At 68.2% G+C, this 16,403-nt stretch carries 15 protein-coding genes and 2 pseudogenes; 6 read left to right on the top strand and 11 right to left on the bottom strand.

Going from position 1 to position 16,403, the window contains the following annotated elements; genetic code table 11:
* Nucleotides 1-19: 19 nt before the first annotated feature.
* The 9 genes from RUTHE_RS18170 to pyrH form a co-directional block, all read right to left on the bottom strand.
* Nucleotides 20-247 carry a site-2 protease family protein gene (locus RUTHE_RS18170; protein WP_021097000.1) on the bottom strand — a complete coding sequence of 76 codons (228 nt, stop codon included), beginning with the start codon at nt 245-247 and terminating at the stop codon, nt 20-22.
* Complete coding sequence (gene rseP / locus RUTHE_RS03980) at nt 199-1,353, bottom strand: RIP metalloprotease RseP (RefSeq protein WP_021096999.1); 1,155 nt, start codon at nt 1,351-1,353, stop codon at nt 199-201. Before rseP ends, RUTHE_RS18170 begins: the two co-directional genes overlap by 49 nt.
* 126 nt (nt 1,354-1,479) lie before the next feature.
* Nucleotides 1,480-2,676: a 1-deoxy-D-xylulose-5-phosphate reductoisomerase gene (gene dxr, locus RUTHE_RS03975; RefSeq protein WP_021096998.1), complete on the bottom strand. Its 1,197-nt coding sequence runs from the start codon at nt 2,674-2,676 to the stop codon at nt 1,480-1,482.
* Nucleotides 2,673-3,053: a phosphatidate cytidylyltransferase gene (locus tag RUTHE_RS17380; protein ID WP_021096997.1), complete on the bottom strand. Its 381-nt coding sequence runs from the start codon at nt 3,051-3,053 to the stop codon at nt 2,673-2,675. Before RUTHE_RS17380 ends, dxr begins: the two co-directional genes overlap by 4 nt.
* Nucleotides 3,054-3,058: 5 nt before the next feature.
* Nucleotides 3,059-3,445 carry a hypothetical protein gene (locus tag RUTHE_RS17375; RefSeq protein WP_021096996.1) on the bottom strand — a complete coding sequence of 129 codons (387 nt, stop codon included), beginning with the start codon at nt 3,443-3,445 and terminating at the stop codon, nt 3,059-3,061.
* Between the two features lie 34 nt (nt 3,446-3,479).
* Nucleotides 3,480-4,193, bottom strand: coding sequence for a polyprenyl diphosphate synthase (gene uppS / locus RUTHE_RS03965; protein ID WP_021096995.1), 714 nt, complete (start codon nt 4,191-4,193; stop codon nt 3,480-3,482).
* A gap of 17 nt (nt 4,194-4,210) precedes the next feature.
* Nucleotides 4,211-4,774, bottom strand: coding sequence for a ribosome recycling factor (gene frr, locus RUTHE_RS03960; protein ID WP_021096994.1), 564 nt, complete (start codon nt 4,772-4,774; stop codon nt 4,211-4,213).
* A gap of 113 nt (nt 4,775-4,887) precedes the next feature.
* Nucleotides 4,888-5,274 (bottom strand): hypothetical protein, encoded by a 387-nt coding sequence (locus tag RUTHE_RS03955; protein WP_021096993.1) that lies wholly within the window; start codon nt 5,272-5,274, stop codon nt 4,888-4,890.
* A gap of 77 nt (nt 5,275-5,351) precedes the next feature.
* Nucleotides 5,352-6,104 (bottom strand): UMP kinase, encoded by a 753-nt coding sequence (gene pyrH / locus RUTHE_RS03950; protein WP_021096992.1) that lies wholly within the window; start codon nt 6,102-6,104, stop codon nt 5,352-5,354.
* Nucleotides 6,105-6,176: 72 nt separating this feature from the next.
* On the opposite strand from pyrH, the pseudogene miaA reads away from it, so the two are divergent.
* From miaA to RUTHE_RS03925, 5 genes and pseudogenes are all read left to right on the top strand, one after another.
* Nucleotides 6,177-7,034 (top strand): annotated as a pseudogene (gene miaA / locus RUTHE_RS03945) (tRNA (adenosine(37)-N6)-dimethylallyltransferase MiaA).
* Nucleotides 7,035-7,218: 184 nt separating this feature from the next.
* Nucleotides 7,219-8,889 carry an ABC transporter substrate-binding protein gene (locus RUTHE_RS03940; protein WP_021096990.1) on the top strand — a complete coding sequence of 557 codons (1,671 nt, stop codon included), beginning with the start codon at nt 7,219-7,221 and terminating at the stop codon, nt 8,887-8,889.
* A gap of 80 nt (nt 8,890-8,969) precedes the next feature.
* A complete protein-coding gene (locus RUTHE_RS03935; protein WP_021096989.1) occupies nt 8,970-10,016 on the top strand; it encodes an ABC transporter permease in 1,047 nt (348 codons plus the stop codon).
* 12 nt (nt 10,017-10,028) lie between these two features.
* Nucleotides 10,029-11,480: an ABC transporter permease gene (locus RUTHE_RS03930; RefSeq protein ID WP_021096988.1), complete on the top strand. Its 1,452-nt coding sequence runs from the start codon at nt 10,029-10,031 to the stop codon at nt 11,478-11,480.
* 60 nt (nt 11,481-11,540) lie between these two features.
* A pseudogene (locus tag RUTHE_RS03925) lies at nt 11,541-13,654 on the top strand (dipeptide ABC transporter ATP-binding protein).
* A 90-nt stretch (nt 13,655-13,744) separates the two neighbouring features.
* Here RUTHE_RS03925 and lipA read toward each other — a convergent pair.
* Together lipA and RUTHE_RS03915 are read right to left on the bottom strand one after the other, a co-directional pair.
* Complete coding sequence (gene lipA / locus RUTHE_RS03920) at nt 13,745-14,713, bottom strand: lipoyl synthase (RefSeq protein ID WP_245542205.1); 969 nt, start codon at nt 14,711-14,713, stop codon at nt 13,745-13,747.
* Between the two features lie 81 nt (nt 14,714-14,794).
* Nucleotides 14,795-15,793 carry a DUF6456 domain-containing protein gene (locus RUTHE_RS03915; RefSeq protein ID WP_040644974.1) on the bottom strand — a complete coding sequence of 333 codons (999 nt, stop codon included), beginning with the start codon at nt 15,791-15,793 and terminating at the stop codon, nt 14,795-14,797.
* A gap of 302 nt (nt 15,794-16,095) precedes the next feature.
* On the opposite strand from RUTHE_RS03915, the gene RUTHE_RS03910 reads away from it, so the two are divergent.
* Nucleotides 16,096-16,401, top strand: coding sequence for a DUF6477 family protein (locus tag RUTHE_RS03910; protein ID WP_021096983.1), 306 nt, complete (start codon nt 16,096-16,098; stop codon nt 16,399-16,401).
* Nucleotides 16,402-16,403 lie beyond the last annotated feature (2 nt).

The raw sequence follows: 16,403 nt of genomic DNA, 5'->3' as shown, positions 1-16,403 counted from the left end.
AGGGCCCCGAGGGGATGAATCAGGGACAGAGGAAAAGATCGTTGGCGACGGCAAACAGCATCAGGGTGAGGATCGCGGCCAGACCGGCCGCCATGAGCAGCCGCAGCGCCCGATCCCCCGGCGGACGGCCCGTCACCGCCTCCCACGCATGGAAGAGGAGATGCCCGCCGTCCAGGATCGGGATGGGGAACAGGTTCATCAGCCCCACCGCCGTCGAGAGCACCGCCACAAAGCCCAGGAAGGCCACGATCCCCCTGCGAGGCCCATCGCGCCCGATGTCTCGGCGATGCCCACGGGACCGGAGAGGTTGCAGGTGCTGATCGCGCCCGAGATCATGTGCACGATCCCCGAGAGCGAGGAGGTGATGATGAACCACAGACGCTCTACCGCCGCCGCCAGGGCTTCGGCCAGACCGGGAGTCTCGGTGACGGGGACAAAGACATCTCCGGCCGTCAGTCCGATGAGCCAGCGCGTCTCGAACCCGCCTTCGGGCCGGGGAAGATCCGTCCGGCGGGGCAGAAGGGTGAACTCCATCGTCTCGCCCGCACGCCAGACGGTGAGGCGCAGCGGCGCCCCGGCCGAAGCCGCCACCGCCTCGGCCAGCTGATCGAAGGCGACCACAGGGCGGCCATCCACCGCCGTCACCACATCGCCGGGCTGAAGTCCGGCATCCCAGGCAGCGCTACCGGGATTCACCCCGCCCACAAGGCTGGGAATGGGGTGCGGACCGGGCACGACCATCTCCTGCCCGTTGCGGCGCACGGTCCATTCGACGACCGGCTCTGCCGGCAGGGGTGCGCTGTCCGGCGTCAGCCCCCCGGCCGCCGACAGGGGGCGGCCCGCCACGGCCAGGATCTCGTCCCCCGGTTGCAGGCCGGCGCCATAGGCCGGCGGCAGAGGCGTCAGCGATGCGACGGTCAGCGGCTCGCTCGGGCGGCCCTGGGACAGGATAAGGGCCAGGAAAAGCAGGATCGTGAGAAGGAAATTGGCCAAAGGCCCGGCCGCCACGGTCAGCACGCGGGCCCAGAGCGGCGCCCCCATCATGGTGTGGCGCCGCTCGGCTTCGGGAACCCGATGCTCGGCCCCGCCGACCGAGGCGGCATTCGCATCCCCCAGGAACTTGACATAGCCCCCGAAAGGCAAGGCAGCGATCTGCCAGCGCGTCCCGTGGCGGTCCGTCCGCGCCAGAAGCACCGGACCGAAGCCGAGCGAGAACACCTCTGCCCGGATGCCGGTCCAGCGGCCGACGATGTAGTGGCCGTATTCGTGGACCGCGACGATGATCGACAGGGCGATGACGAAGGCGACGATCGTGAACGCGGCATTGCCGAAGCTGGGGATCAGGGCGTCCATCAGGTCATTCCCCCATGCCGGAACGGCAAGCGCCGCAAGGGACATCCCGCCGGAGACCGACGCCCCGCCCCTCCATCGGCCTGCCGAGGCCCTGCAACCCCCAGACTGTCCTGCCGCGAGCGGTCCTCATGCCTCCTCCCTCGTCATGCGACCGGCCAGCGCGGCCGCCTCCTTGCGCCCCAGCCGGTCGGCCTCGAGGATGTCATCGAGACCCGGCATCTCGCCCGCGCGACATAGGCGCGGCATCCGTCCATCACCAGAGAGACGGTCGAGCGTGCGTTCCACGATCTCTGCCATCTGCGTGAAGCGGATCGCACGGGCCAGAAAGGCATCGAGCGCGGCTTCCTTGGCGGCATTGAACACGGCGGGCATCAGCCCCCCCTGCTCCATGGCCAGCCGCGCCAGCCGCAGGGCGGGATAACGCGCCGGATCGGGTTCACGGAAGGTCAGGCGGCCGGCGCGGACCAGATCGAGCCGCTCGACCGGCAGCGCCTCGCGCAGCGGATGGTTCAGGGCAAAACCGATGGCATGACGCATGTCCGGCGCGCCAAGATGGGCGATCAGGGCGCCGTCGCGAAAGCCCACCAGCGCATGGACGAGCGATTCGGGATGGATCACCACCTCGATGCGGTCGGCGGGCAGGCCGAACAGGACATGTGCCTCGATGATTTCGAGCGCCTTGTTGAACATCGAGGCGGAATCGATGGTGATCCGCTGGCCCATCGCCCAGTTGGGATGCGTGCTAGCCTGCTCGGGCGTGGCCTCGCGCAGGCGATGGAGCGGCCAGTCGCGGAAGGCCCCGCCCGATGCGGTCAGGATCAGCCGCTCCACCTCCTCGGCCCGCTCGCCGCGCAGGGCCTGGAACAGGCCGGAATGCTCGCTGTCCACCGGCAGGAGGCATGCGCCTGTCCGCGCGGCCTCGGCCATCACCAGAGGCCCGCCCGCCACCAGCGTTTCCTTGTTGGCCAGCGCCAGCGTGCCCCCCCGCCGGAGCACCGCCAGCGACGGCACCAGACCCGCCGCCCCGACGATGGCCGCCATCGTCCAGTCCACGGGCCGTGCGGCGGCCTCGGCCACCGCCGCAGGGCCCGCCGCCGTCTCGATCCCCGTTCCGGCGAGCGCGGCCTTCAGATCGGCATGGAGATCCTCGCGCGCCGTCACGGCCAACCGGGCGCGATGGCGGATCGCCTGGGCGGCCAGCAGGGGGATATTGCCCGCCCCCGTCAGCGCCTCCACCGCGAAATCCCCCTCGCGCCGGCTGATCAGATCCAGCGTGGCCTGGCCGATGCTGCCGGTGCTGCCAAGGATGGTGACGGTTCTCAAAACACAAGCCCCGGCATGTCGAACAGCAGATTCAGCGCCAGCATGAACAGCGATGCCCCCAGCATGGCATCGAAGCGGTCCAGCATGCCGCCGTGACCGGGGATCAGGTTCGACGAATCCTTCACGCCCATCCTCCGCTTGAGGACCGACTTGGAGATGTCGCCCCATTGCGAGGCGATGGACAGCAGCACCGAAAGCGGCACGATCTCGGGTCCGACGCGGGTGAACAGGTCGAACGCCAGGCCGACCGCCGCGGCCAGAATCCAGCCGGCAACGGTGCCGGCCCAGGTCTTCTTGGGGCTCACAAGCGGCCAGAACTTCGGCCCGCCGATCAGGCGGCCGGCGAAATAGCCCCCCACATCGGTCGCCACGACCACGCCGATCAGCCACAGCAGCCAGGTGAAGCCATGCCCCTGCGCGAGATGACAAGGCCCCAGCCGGCAACCTGCACAGCCAGCGAGAAGGCGAACCACATCAGCCGCTCGCGCCGGATGCCCCACAGACCGGCCAGCGGGGCGATCAGGAAGAGCAGCATCCCCCAGGAAGACTGGACCGTCAGCTGGCCCGACATGACCGACGCCACCAGAGCCGCCAGCAGCATCCCCGGTGTGGGGCGGTCGGGCTCGATCATCATCCACAGCTCCCAGACGATCACGGCCGTCACGAAGACCGTGATCATCTGGAACCACACGCCGCCCGCGATCACGCAGGCCGAACCGATCAGGATCATCGCCACGGCCGAGAGCGCCCGGGGCGGAGATCCGCCCATTTGGAGGACCCCCGACGGATGCCCCCGTCACGCCTCAGACCCCGACCGCCCCGAAGCGGCGTTCGCGCCGGCTGTAGGCGGCGACGATCCGCGCGAATTCGGCGGCGGTGAAATCCGGCCAGAGCGTATCGACGAATTCGTATTCCGCATAGGCAGACTGCCAGAGCAGGAAGTTCGAGATGCGCGCCTCGCCCGAGGTGCGGATCACCAGATCCGGATCCGGCAGCACATGGGTATCGAGATAGCGGGCCAGCGTCTCGGCATCCACGTCCTTGTGGGTCAGGCGGCCCTGCTCGATCTCGTAGGCAAGCCGCCGCGCCGCGCGCGTCACCTCGTCCCGGCCGCCGTAATTGAGCGCAACCGTCAGATGCAGCCGGTCATTGCGCGAGGTCAGCAGCTCCAGATCGTCCATGAGCTGCACCAGCCTCTCATCGAGCCGGATGCGGTCGCCGATGAAGCGCACGCGCACCCCGGCCTCCAGCAGATCCTGCGCCTCGCGCTGGATGTAGCGGCGGAACAGCGACATCAGACCCGCCACCTCGGCCTGGGTGCGCTTCCAGTTCTCGGTCGAGAAGGCGAAGATCGTCAGATACTGCACGCCCAGACCGGGACAGGCCTCGACATCTCGCGCACGCGCCGCGCCCCGGCATGATGGCCGAGAATGGCGGGGCCGGCCGCGCATCTGCGCCCAGCGCCCGTTGCCGTCCATGATGATGGCCACATGCCTCGGGCCCGGCGTCGGTTCCATGTCGTTCTCTCCCGGCCTCAGACGTGCATGATCTCGGCCTGCTTGGCCTCGAGGACCTGATCCACCTGCTTGATGAAGCGGTCGGTGAGATCCTGGACCTCGCCCTCCCAAAGCTTGGCGTCGTCCTCGGACAGCCCCTTGGCGCGGGCCTTCTTGATGCTGTCCATGCCCTCGCGGCGGAGATTGCGGATGGCAACGCGCGCATGTTCCGCATAGCCCGCGGCGACCTTGGTCAGCTCGCGGCGGCGCTCCTCGTTCAGCTCGGGGATCGGCAGCATGATGATCGTGCCGTTGGTCTGCGGATTGATCCCGAGCCCCGAATCGCGGATCGCCTTCTCGACCTTGGAGACCAGCCCGCGATCCCAGACATTGATGGTGACCATGCGCGGTTCGGGCACGTTGATCGTGCCGAGCTGGTTGATCGGCGTCATCTGGCCATAGGCCTCCACCTGGATCGGCTCCAGCATGGCGCCGGAGGCCCGTCCGGTGCGCAGGGAGGCCAGCTCCGTCCGCAGGGCCTGGATCGCGCGCTCCATGCGCCGCTCGAGATCGTCGGTATCCAGATCGAAGTCGTCAGCCATCGTCCTGCTCGTCCCGTAATCGTGGCGGGTTCGTGCCTCTTAACGCACAACCTCCTGCTCTTGTATAGGTGCGGAACCGTCCGGGCGGACAGCCGCCTGCCCCGGAGCGGCCCTCAGAACAGCGACAACTGGAGCGGCGATGGCGGCTCTCGCCGCGGGCCGGACGCCTTGCCGCGGGCCCGCGCCCTGCCCTCCCGACGCGCCGGCGGGGACTCCGCTTCGCCCGACAACCATTTGCCGTGCTTGATGACTTCGTTCACGCGACCCTGATTGACGCCGAGCGCGAAGGCGATCTCCTGCTGGGTCATCCGTGTTCGGCGATGAAGTCGCAGAACCTCCCGCGCCAGTTCGGGCGTCATGCGGACCGCCGCCACCCGGCGGGGCGCCGCCGCCGGGGACCGCGCCTTGCGGTCCTGTTCGCGCAGCCGCTCCAGGATGCGAAGAGCCTGGCGCATCCCCTGTTCACGCAGCGCCTTCTCGAATTCCTTCAGTGTCGTCACGGCCCTTCCTCCGCCGACCCTGCCACGCCCAGTATCCGGTGCAGGGGCCGACGGATCAAGAGCTTCGGGAGCGCCCTTCAGCCATGCACCACCGTGTAGGTGCCCCGCCCCTCGATGATGCCGCGGAAGCCCCCCGGCTCGTCGAGTGAGAAGACGATGATGGGCAGGTCGTTGTCCCGCGCCAGGGCGATGGCCGAGGCATCCATGACGCCCAGATTCCGGGCCAGAACCTCGGTATAGCCGATCCGGTCGAAGCGCCGGGCATCGGGGTGTTGCTTGGGATCCTTGTCATAGACCCCGTCCACCTTGGTTCCCTTGAAGATCGCCTCGCAACCCATTTCCGACGCACGCAATGTTGCGGCCGTATCTGTCGTGAAATAGGGGTTTCCGGTGCCCGCGGCAAAGATGCAGACCCGCTTCTTCTCCAGATGGCGGACGGCGCGGCGCCGGATATAGGGCTCGCAGACCTGGTCCATCGGGATGGCGCTGATGACCCGGGTGAACACGCCCATGGCCTCCAGGGCGGACTGCATGGCCAGGGCGTTCATCACGGTGGCCAGCATGCCCATGTAGTCGGCTGTGGTCCGCTCCATCCCCTGGGCCGATCCCTGAAGGCCGCGGAAGATGTTGCCCCCGCCGATGACCATGCAGACCTCGACACCCATGTCGCGGACCGCCTTCACCTCTCGCGCGATGCGCTCCACCGTCGGCGGATGCAGGCCGTAGCCCTGATCGCCCATCAGCGCCTCGCCGCTGATCTTGAGCATCACCCGCCTGAAGCGCGGCACCGGCGTTTCCGTCTCCACGCCCGTTCCCTGAAGGTCGCCCATGCCTGCCTCCTGCCCGCTTCCGCCGGGGGCCGCAATGAAGCAAAGAGCGGAGGGTTTCAATGGGAGGCTGCCCTGCTGCGCGACATCCCCCCCGATCGCCCCGTCCTGATCGCCGGTCCGACGGCCAGCGGCAAGAGCGCCCTCGCCCTGCGCCTGGCGCAGGAGCAGGGCGGCGTGATCGTCAATGCCGATGCGCTTCAGGTCTATGACGGCTGGCGCATCCTGACCGCCCGCCCCTCGCCCGAGGAAGAGGCCTCCGTCCCCCATGCGCTGTTCGGCCATGTGGCGATGGAGCAGCCCTATTCGGTCGGCCACTGGCTGCGCGAGGCCGCGGCCTTCGTCGATGCCCCGCAAAGGCCGATCTTTGTAGGTGGAACAGGGCTTTATTTCACGGCCCTCACGCAGGGCCTGGCCGAGATCCCGCCCATTCCCCCCCGCCATCCGGGCCGAAGCGGATGCCCTGCCGCTCGACAGGTTGCTGGCCGGTCTCGATGCGCGCACGCGCGACGGACTGGACCGGCGCAACCGGGCGCGCGTCCAGCGCGCCTGGGAGGTGCTGCGCGCCACGGGCCGCGGGCTGGCCGACTGGCAGGCGGAGACGCCCCGCCCCTGCTGCCCCTGTCGCGGGCGACGGCCCTTGTCCTGCGCCCGGCCGTGCCATGGCTTGATGCACGGATCGCCGCCCGTTTCGATGCCATGCTCGAACAGGGCGCTCTGGCAGAGGTGCAGGCGCTTCTGCCCCGCTGGCGCGAGAATGCCCCCGCCTTCCGGGCCCTGGGCGCCGCGCCGCTGCGCGCCCATCTGGAGGGGCGCCTGTCCCTGCGCGAGGCACGCGATGCCGCCGTTCAGGCAAGCCGCCTCTATGCCAAGCGACAGCGCACCTGGTTCCGCAACCGGATGACAGGATGGGCATCCATTCCCCTTCCCTGAGATCGGGACATATGTCGCTTCGGCACTCCAGAGTGACGCTTCGGATCCCCAAAGCGTCGAATCCGTTCCTTGACGCCCGCCCCTGCCCGGTGCCCAATGGAGCCGTCCGCAGGCCGGATGCGGCGGACGGGCCCGAAAGGCCCGCAACAGGCACAACAAGAACGGCTGCCAGAGGGGAGAGACGATGACCGGAGTCAAGCGGAGCGCGGAAACCATCCATCCAGCCGCGCTGATGTATGCCCGGGAGGTGCAGGCGGGCCTGCTGTCCCGGCGCGAATTCCTGACGCGGGCCACCGGGCTCGGCGTGTCGGCTGCGGCCGCCTATGCGCTGATCGGCCTTCCCGCCCCGGCCCAAGCGCAGGAGGGCATGACCCCGGTCCATGGCGGGACGCTGCGCATGCAGATGGAGCTGCGCCCGACCAAGGACCCCCGCACATGGGACTGGTCGGAACACGCGAATTTCTGCCGCGGTTGGCTCGATTACATGGTGGAGTACCAGCGCGACGGATCGCTGCGCGGCATGCTTCTGGAGAGCTGGGAAGCCAATGAGGATGCCACCGTCTGGACGCTGCATCTGCGCCCCGGGGTGAAGTGGAACAACGGCGACGACTTCACCGCCGAGGATGTGGTCCACAACCTCCGCCGCTGGTGCGACGGCACGGCCGAAGGCAATTCGATGGCCTCGCGCTTCGACGTGCTGCGTGACATTGCGGAAGGCGGCACGAACCAGATGCGCGAGGATGCCGTGACGGTCATCGACGACCTGACGGTGCAGCTCAACGCCTCGGCCCCCGACATCGCGCTTGTCGTCAACATGGCGGATTATCCCGCCGCCGTCGTCCATCGCAGCTACAACGGCGAGGATCCGGCCGCCAACCCGATCGGCACAGGTGCCTGGCTGCCCGAGGTCAACGAGGTCGGAGTGCGGCAGGTCCTGGTGCGCAACCCGAACCATACCTGGTGGGGCACGGCGGTCTATGGCGGCCCCTATCTCGACCGGATCGAGTATATCGACTACGGCACCGATCCGGCCGCGGTCCTCGCTGCCGCGGAATCCGGCGAGATCGACGCCAACTATCAGACCACCGGCGATTTCATCGACATCTATGACAGCATCGGCTGGGTGAAGTCGGAGGCCCTCACCGCCGCGACGCTGGCCGTGCGCTTCCATCAGGCAGCCCCGCCCTATGACAACCGCGCCGTGCGCAAGGCGATCCAGAGGGCCGTGGACAACAATGTCGTGCTGGAGCTGGGCTACAACGGGCTCGGGCAGGTGGCCGAGAACCACCATGTCTGCCCCATCCATCCCGAATACGCCCCCGGCATCAACGAGCCGGCCGACCCCGCCGCGGCCAAGGCGATGCTCGACGAGGCCGGGCACGGCGACACCGAGTTCGAGCTGATCTCGCTCGACGATTCCTGGCAGGCGGCGACATGCGATGCCGTGGCGGCGCAGATGCGCGATGCCGGCTTCAAGGTGAAGCGCACCGTGCTGCCCGGCTCCACCTTCTGGAACGACTGGACGAAATATCCCTTCTCGGCCACCGAATGGAACATGCGTCCGCTCGGCGTGCAGGTCCTGAACCTCGCCTACAAGTCGGGGGTCGCCTGGAACGAGACGGCCTTCTCGAATGCCGAATTCGACCGCCTCCTGGCCGAGGCGAACTCCATCGCCGATGCCGATGCCCGGCGCGAGGTGATGGCCAAGCTCCAGCAGATCATGCTGGACGAGGGGGTCCTGATCCAGCCCTACTGGCGGTCGCTGTTCCGCCATACCCGCCCGGGGGTGCATGGTGCCGAAAAGCATCCCACCTTCGAACATCACCACTACAAGTGGTGGATCGAGCAGGCCTGACCGGCGCGGAACGGAACCGGAGCGGCGTGCCATGCGCGCCGCTCGATTCGCCCTCGGAAACAGGCTGAGAGGGTGTCACGATGACAGTCTTCATCCTGCGCCGGACTCTCACGATGCTGGTCACGGCCTTCTGCCTGACCTTCATCGTCTTCTGGCTCACCAATCTGGCACCCAATCTCGAGAAGGTGGCCAAGTCCGAAGCCGGATCGCGGATCACCGATGCCGAGGTCGAATCCTGGCTCGAGAAGAACGGTTATGCCGAACCGATCCTGCTGCGCTATGGGCAGTGGCTGGGGGTGCTGCCCGGATGGGTGATCGAGGGCAGCGACGGAATCACCCGCGGCCGCTGCATCCAGCCGGGGATGACCCCGGAGCAGGCCCCCCGCTACTGCGGAATCCTTCAGGGGGACTGGGGCTATTCCCGCGTCTTCCGGATGGAGGTCGCCGATGTCGTCGCGCGCGGACTGGCGCTGACCGGCAAGCTCATGTTCTGGGTGCTGGTTGTCATGGTGCCCGGCGCGCTGGTCATCGGTGTGCTGGCCGGGATGCGGGAGGGCTCGCGCCTCGACCGTGCGCTCTCGGCCGGCTCGATCCTGACGACGGCAACACCCGAATATGTCTCGGGCGTGGTGTTCATCGCGGTCTTCACCTCCTCGGCCGTGGGGCTGCGCTGGTTCAACGGCTCGGCCACCTCGGCGATGGAGGATGCAACTTTCGCGAATTTCACCCTGCCGGTGATGACCATCGCCCTCTATGGCATGGGCTACATCGCCCGCATGACACGGGCGAGCATGGCCGAGGTGATGACCGCCCAATATATCCGCACCGCGCGGCTCAAGGGCGTGAGCTTCCCCAAGGTGGTGCTGAAGCACGCTCTGCGCAATGCGCTGATCGCACCCTTCACGGTCATCATGCTCCAGTTCCCCTGGCTCCTGACCGGGGTGGTGATCGTGGAAAGCCTGTTCAACTACAAGGGATTCGGCTGGACGCTGGTCGAGGCCTCGTCCAACAACGACATCGACCTGCTGCTTGGCATCTCGGTCGTGGCGGTTTTCGTGGTGCTGGTGACACAGCTCGTCTCCGACATCGGCTATGCGCTGCTCAATCCGCGCATCCGGCTGTCCTAGAAAGGCCCTCGGATGGAACCGCTGACCTGGACCGGCCCCATCGGCACATGGCTCGATCCGCTCCTCGGGGTGGCGGCGGGACTGTTCGGCCTGTCCGTCCTGGCCTCCCTGCTCGTGGGGATGTTCATTCCGGCGTCCGGGCCGCTGCCTCAGCCGGATGGGACAGTCAGGCTGTCGCAGCGGCCGCGCCGATGGGCCGTTCTGGCTGTCCGCCTGACAGGGGCGCTCCTGCTTCTCCTCCTGCTCGGCTATCTCCTGGCCGGACTGCTGCTGCCCTATGGCGAAGCCGGGATCGTGGGGGCGATCTCGCGGCGTTTCCTGCCCGTCTGGATCGCCCTGGCCCTGACCTTTGCCCTGTCCTTCCTCTTCCGGCGCCGGCTGGGCCTCTATGGACGCCTGTTCGATTCGACGGTGGGCATGATCGGCTTCGGCCTGGTGATGTTCTGGGTCTACACGGCGCTCTTCGCCGGGCTGTTCGGATGGATCGCCACGCATGAGCCGCTGACCGCCATCTCCGGCCTCAAGAACAAGCCGCCGGGGGTGCCCCTGCCCCATGCCGAGGTCTGGGGACCGGGCGCGCATTACCTCCTGGGGGGCGACAATCTCGCGCGGGATGTCTTCTCGCGCATGGTGATGGGAAGCTGGACGGTGATCCAGATCGCCCCCCTGGCCACGCTCTTTGCCTTCATGGTGGGGATCGTCCTGGGCCTCCCGGCGGGCTACCGGGGCGGGCGGCTCGATGTCGCGCTGTCCTTCATCGCCAACCTGATCCTCGCCTTCCCGGTGATCCTCCTGTTCTATCTTCTGGTGACGCCCGAGATCGTCGAGACCGGCCTGCCGAGCTACATGGCCGCCGGGCTGTTCCTGTTCCCGATCCTGTTCGCTGCCGTCCTGCTCTGGTCGCGCTTCCGCACCGACCCGAAGCGCGGCGCAATCCTCGTCGCCGCCGTCGTCGCGGGACTGGGATGGCTCTATCTGTCGCTCATCAGCCAGCGGGGGACGCCGCTCGATTTCATGGGACGGTTCGACCTGTTCGACATCCCCTCGGGGGTGCTCGTGGTCTTCGTGTCGGTGGTGTTCGTCAATTCGCCCACCGTCTTTCGCATCGTGCGCGGCCTGACCATGGACATCAAGACGCGCGACTATGTGGCCGCCGCCCAGACACGGGGCGAACGCCCCTGGTACATCATGCTGTGGGAGATCCTGCCCAATGCGCGCGGGCCGCTGATCGTCGATTTCTGCCTGCGCATCGGCTACACGACGATCCTGCTGGGGGCTCTCGGCTTCTTCGGCCTGGGCCTGCCGCCCGACAGCCCGGACTGGGGCTCCACCATCAATGCCGGTCGGCAGCTGCTGTCGATCTTTCCGCATCCGGCTCTGGTCCCCGCCGTGGCGCTGCTGACGCTGGTGCTCGGGCTCAACCTGCTCGCGGACGGGCTGCGCGAAGAATCCCTGAAGGACTGACCGATGACCGACGCCATGCCCCCTGCCGGCCTGCCGGGTCCTGCCGCCCCATCCCCCCGCATCGCGGGTTCCGGCGCCGCAGGCGCCGAGCCGCTGCTCGAGATCGACCGGCTTTCCATCTCCTTCTTCACCCGTCTGCGCGAAATCCCGGCCGTCATGGACTTCTCCTGCACGGTGATGCCGGGCGAGGCGGTCGGCCTAGTCGGCGAATCAGGCTGCGGCAAGAGCACGGTCGCCCTTGGCATCATGCGCGATCTGGGGGTCAACGGACGGATCGTGGGGGGGGCGATCCGCTTCAAGGGGCGCGACCTGGCCACCCTGTCCGAGGCGGAGCTGCGGGGCATCCGCGGATCCCAGATCGCGATGATCTATCAGGAGCCCATGGCCTCGCTCAACCCTGCCATGAGGATCGGCCGGCAACTCATGGAAGTGCCGATGATTCATCAGGGCGCCAGCGAGCAGGAAGCGCGCGAGCGCGCGCTCGAGGTCGTGCGCGATGTCCGCCTGCCGGATCCCGAGCGCATCCTGAAGAGCTATCCCCATCAGCTTTCGGGGGGTCAGCAGCAGCGCATCGTCATCGCCATGGCGCTGATGGCGCGGCCCTCGCTCCTGATCCTCGACGAGCCGACGACAGCGCTGGATGTCACGGTCGAGGCGGCGGTGGTGGAACTGGTGAAGGAGCTGGGCCGGAAATACGGCACCTCCATGCTGTTCATCAGCCACAATCTCGGCCTCGTGCTCGAAACCTGCGACCGCATCTGCGTGATGTATTCCGGCGAGGCCGTGGAACGGGGCACCGTGCGCGAGGTCTTCACGCGGATGCGCCATCCCTATACCCAGGCGCTGTTCCGTTCGATCCCGCTGCCGGGTGCGGACAAGACGGCCCGCCCGCTGCGGGCGATTCCCGGCAACTTTCCCCTGCCGCACGAACGTCCCCCGGGCTGCAATTTCGGGCCGCGCTGCGACTACTTCCAGCAGGGCCGCTGCGACGCGCAGGACATCCCCATGACCCCCGTGCCCGGGCGGGGACCGGCACGACACCCGCTGCCTGCGCTGGCAGGAGATCGACTGGGATGCCCCCCCCCGCCGATGTCCAGACCCGCCCGCCCGCAGAACAGGGCGACGTCGTCCTGCGGGTCGAGGATCTGCGCAAGTATTACACCACGGCCAGCGGCCCCTTTGCCAGCCGGGCGGCGCGCGTCGTCAAGGCCAACGAATCCCTGAGCTTCGAGGCCCGCGCGGGCGAGACGCTGGCCATCGTCGGCGAATCAGGCTGCGGCAAGTCCACCCTGGCCAAGGTGCTGATGGGCCTCGAGACGGCAACAGGCGGTCGCGTGGTCCTTCTGAACGAGGAGCTGCAGTCCAAGCCTGTCGAGGCGCGCGATCCGGCCACCATCGGCCGCCTGCAGATGGTCTTCCAGAACCCCTTCGACACGCTCAACCCCTCGATGACCGTGGGGCGGCAGATCATCCGCGCGCTCGAGGTGTTCGGCGTGGGCCGGTCGGGCGCAGAGCGGCGCGAACGGATGCTCCGCCTTCTGGATCTGGTGAAGCTGCCCCGCGCCTTTGCCGACCGGATGCCGCGCCAGCTCTCCGGCGGGCAGAAGCAGCGGGTGGGGATCGCCCGCGCCTTTGCCGGGGATGCGCAGGTCGTGATCGCGGATGAGCCCGTCTCGGCGCTGGATGTCTCGGTGCAGGCCGCGGTGACCGACCTTCTCATGGATATCCAGCGCGAGAAGGGCACGACACTCCTGTTCATCAGCCATGACCTGTCCATCGTGCGCTACCTGTCGGACCGGGTGCTGGTCATGTATCTGGGCCATGTGGTCGAGATCGGCACCACCGAGCAGGTCTTCGCCCCGCCCTACCACCCCTATACCGAGGCGCTGCTGTCGGCTGTGCCGATCGCCGATCCGCAGGTGGAAAAGACGCATATCGTGCTGGAGGGCGAGATCCCCTCGGCCATGAACCCGCCGCCGGGCTGTCCCTTCCAGACGCGCTGCCCGCGCAAGGCGCAGGTTCCCTCGCGCGACGGGATCGAACCCCCCGGCACCCTGTGCGAAACGGTCGTGCCGCCCTTGCGCCGGCTTGCCCCCGGCCATCAGGTGAAATGTCATCTGCCGGATGATGTGCTGACCCGGATGGAGCCGGTGATCCGCCTGGGCTCCGCATAGGGGCGCGCCGCCCGCATCGCGTCTTCCGGGGATGCGGGGGCGAATGCGGCCCGGGACGGGGATCGCCTCGGCCGGTTTTGCCTGTCGCGTCTAGCGGGCGGCCAGCCTGGCCTCGCGGGCGGCCCGCAGCCGGGCAAAGTCCTCTCCGGCGTGATAGCTGGAGCGGGTCAGCGGACTGGCCGAGACCATCAGGAAACCCTTGCCGCGCGCCGCGGCCTCATAGGCGGCGAACTCCTCGGGCGTGACGAAGCGGTCCACCCGGTGATGTTTGGGCGTGGGCTGGAGATACTGGCCGATGGTCAGAAAATCGACATCCGCCGACCGCATGTCGTCCATGACCTGAAGAACGGCCTGACGATCCTCGCCCAGACCGACCATGATCCCGGATTTGGTGAACAGGGCGGGGTCCAGTTCCTTGGCACGCTGGAGAAGCCGCAGCGAATGGAAATAGCGCGCGCCCGGCCGCACCTCCGGGTAGAGGCCGGGCACCGTCTCGAGATTGTGGTTGAACACATCCGGCCGGGCGGCAACGACGGTCTCGAGAGCCTCGGGCCCGCAGCGCAGGAAATCGGGAACCAGCACCTCGATGGTCGTGCCGGGGGATCGGCGGCGAATGGCGCGGATCGTCATGGCGAAATGCTCGGCCCCGCCATCGGGCAGGTCGTCACGGTCCACCGAGGTCACGACGACATGCGAAAGACCGAGCCTTGCCACCGCATCGGCCACGCGGCCCGGCTCGAAGGGGTCGAGCGCATCGGGCCGGCCCGTGGCGACATTGCAGAAGGTGCAGCCGCGGGTGCAGATCTCGCCCATGATCATCATGGTCGCATGCCCCTGCGCCCAGCATTCGCCGATATTGGGGCATCCGGCCTCCTCGCACACTGTGGTCAGGCGATGTTCGCGCATGAGGGCCGCTGTGGCGCGATAGCCGGGCGAGGTGGGCGCCTTGACACGGATCCAGGCGGGCTTGCGCGGCTGGGCCTGATCGGGGCGATGGGCCTTTTCGGGGTGGCGAGAGGCGGGATCGGTCAGGTCGCGCATGGCTCTCCCTCGCGTCATGCGACGGAGATAGCCCTGCCGCTCTGCAAAGTCCATGCAGGGCCCGGCCTGGTGCGACGACGGGGCCGGGCCCTGTCTTCCCTATCCGATCAGCGGTCCCGGAGCCGGACGATGCAGGTCATAATGCTGGCGCAGCCGCTGGAGCGCGATGCGCAGGACGATCTTGCCCGAGCGCTGCGACCAGCCCATGCGCCGCTCCACGAGCTCGAGCCCCTCGGTCAGGCAGCAGCAGCGCAGGGCCACGTCGGCCAGCCCCGGGCCGAGATCGTTGAGCGCGGCGAGCACGCGCCCGCGCGCAGCCAGCGGCCCGGTGCGCTCGGGCGCACCTGGCAGGGCGCCTTCGGCCAGATCGCGCAGCACCCCTTCCCAGTCGAACGCGGGACCGGTGCCGGCAATGTCGTAATCCTCGCGCAGTCTTTCGCCCGCGGCGACGAGTTCGCGACAGAGGAAGGGCTGCCCTTCGCCGTCGCGGCGCCTCGACAGGGCCACAAGGGGCGATTCGACCAGCGTCGGGCGCAGATGGCTCAGATGGGGGTCCGATGCGTTCTCGGGACCGCGGAAGGGGGTCGGCGCCTCGGCCAGGCCACGTGCGGCCATCGCGTCCTCCGCCAGCGCCCGGCGCAGCGCCTCGCGCCCCGGTCCGGTGATGCGATAGCGGCGGATGCGCGCCCCGAGATCGGGGCAATCGATCCAGCCCCGCAGAGCCATCGATTCAGCCACCCCCCGTTCCAGGACATGAAGCCGCACCGGATCGGATCCCGGCCTTTCGCGCAGGATGACACCGTTTTCCATGTCGCGGGCCACGGCCAGGACCGCATCCGGCTCGGCCAGGCGCCGCAGCGCCGGCAGCGCCCGGCGTTCGAGCGCGGGATCGGTCAACGCAAGGGGGCGCGACGATCCGGCCAGCCTGCGCAACGCCTCGTCCACGAGGGGATCATCGCGGGACGATTCGATCCGGCGCACCTGTCGCAGGATCGTCGAAGGGTGCACCTGGGCCTCGCGTGCGAGATCCCGGATCGAACGCCCCTCCTCCACATGGGCCAGATAGATGCGTGCCGCTTCCGGCACCCAAGCCGGCATTCCCGGCTGCCTGCTGCGCGTTGCTGTCTGCGGCTCCCGCGCGGGAAGCCCTTTTCCCTTCGTCATGTCCTGCCACTCCTGCCCTTTGGCGCCGCGGCCTGACGGCTCTTTGGCGCAGGGGCAACCTGAGGTTGTATTGGTTACCGGAATCTTAAGATCACCCGGTTGAGCAGCAGAATGGTTTCCGAATCTTAACCAATCGTTGCAGCACCGCGCGCTCCTCCCCCGATTCGCGCAACACCCGCCAAGGTTGTGCCACACTTCCGCCACCACTGCGCCACATCAGGGCAAGGGACAGGCCGATGCACGATCTTCTGGGACTGATTGCCACCATCAACCGCCCCCGACTCCTTGTGAGCGCGGCGCGATTCGGGGCCGAAAGCTATGACCGCGCCCTGCATCTGTGCCGACTCATCGGCGGCGAGCGCCCGCCCCGCTTCGGCGAGGCGATCCTGCGCCTGATCGAGCTCGAATCGGCCATCGAACAGGCAAGGGTGAACGGCGCGGGCGACTATTCCCCCGCGCGGCATGTGGCGGTGCTGTCGGCGCTGCTAGGCGAGGCGCGGCTGCTGCGCGCGGCCTCGCGTCTGCAGGCGGTGCGGGGATGAGA

It is taken from the genome of Rubellimicrobium thermophilum DSM 16684 (genome assembly GCF_000442315.1).
Lineage (GTDB): Bacteria > Pseudomonadota > Alphaproteobacteria > Rhodobacterales > Rhodobacteraceae > Rubellimicrobium > Rubellimicrobium thermophilum.
This window is presented reverse-complemented; position numbering and strand designations above follow the sequence as displayed.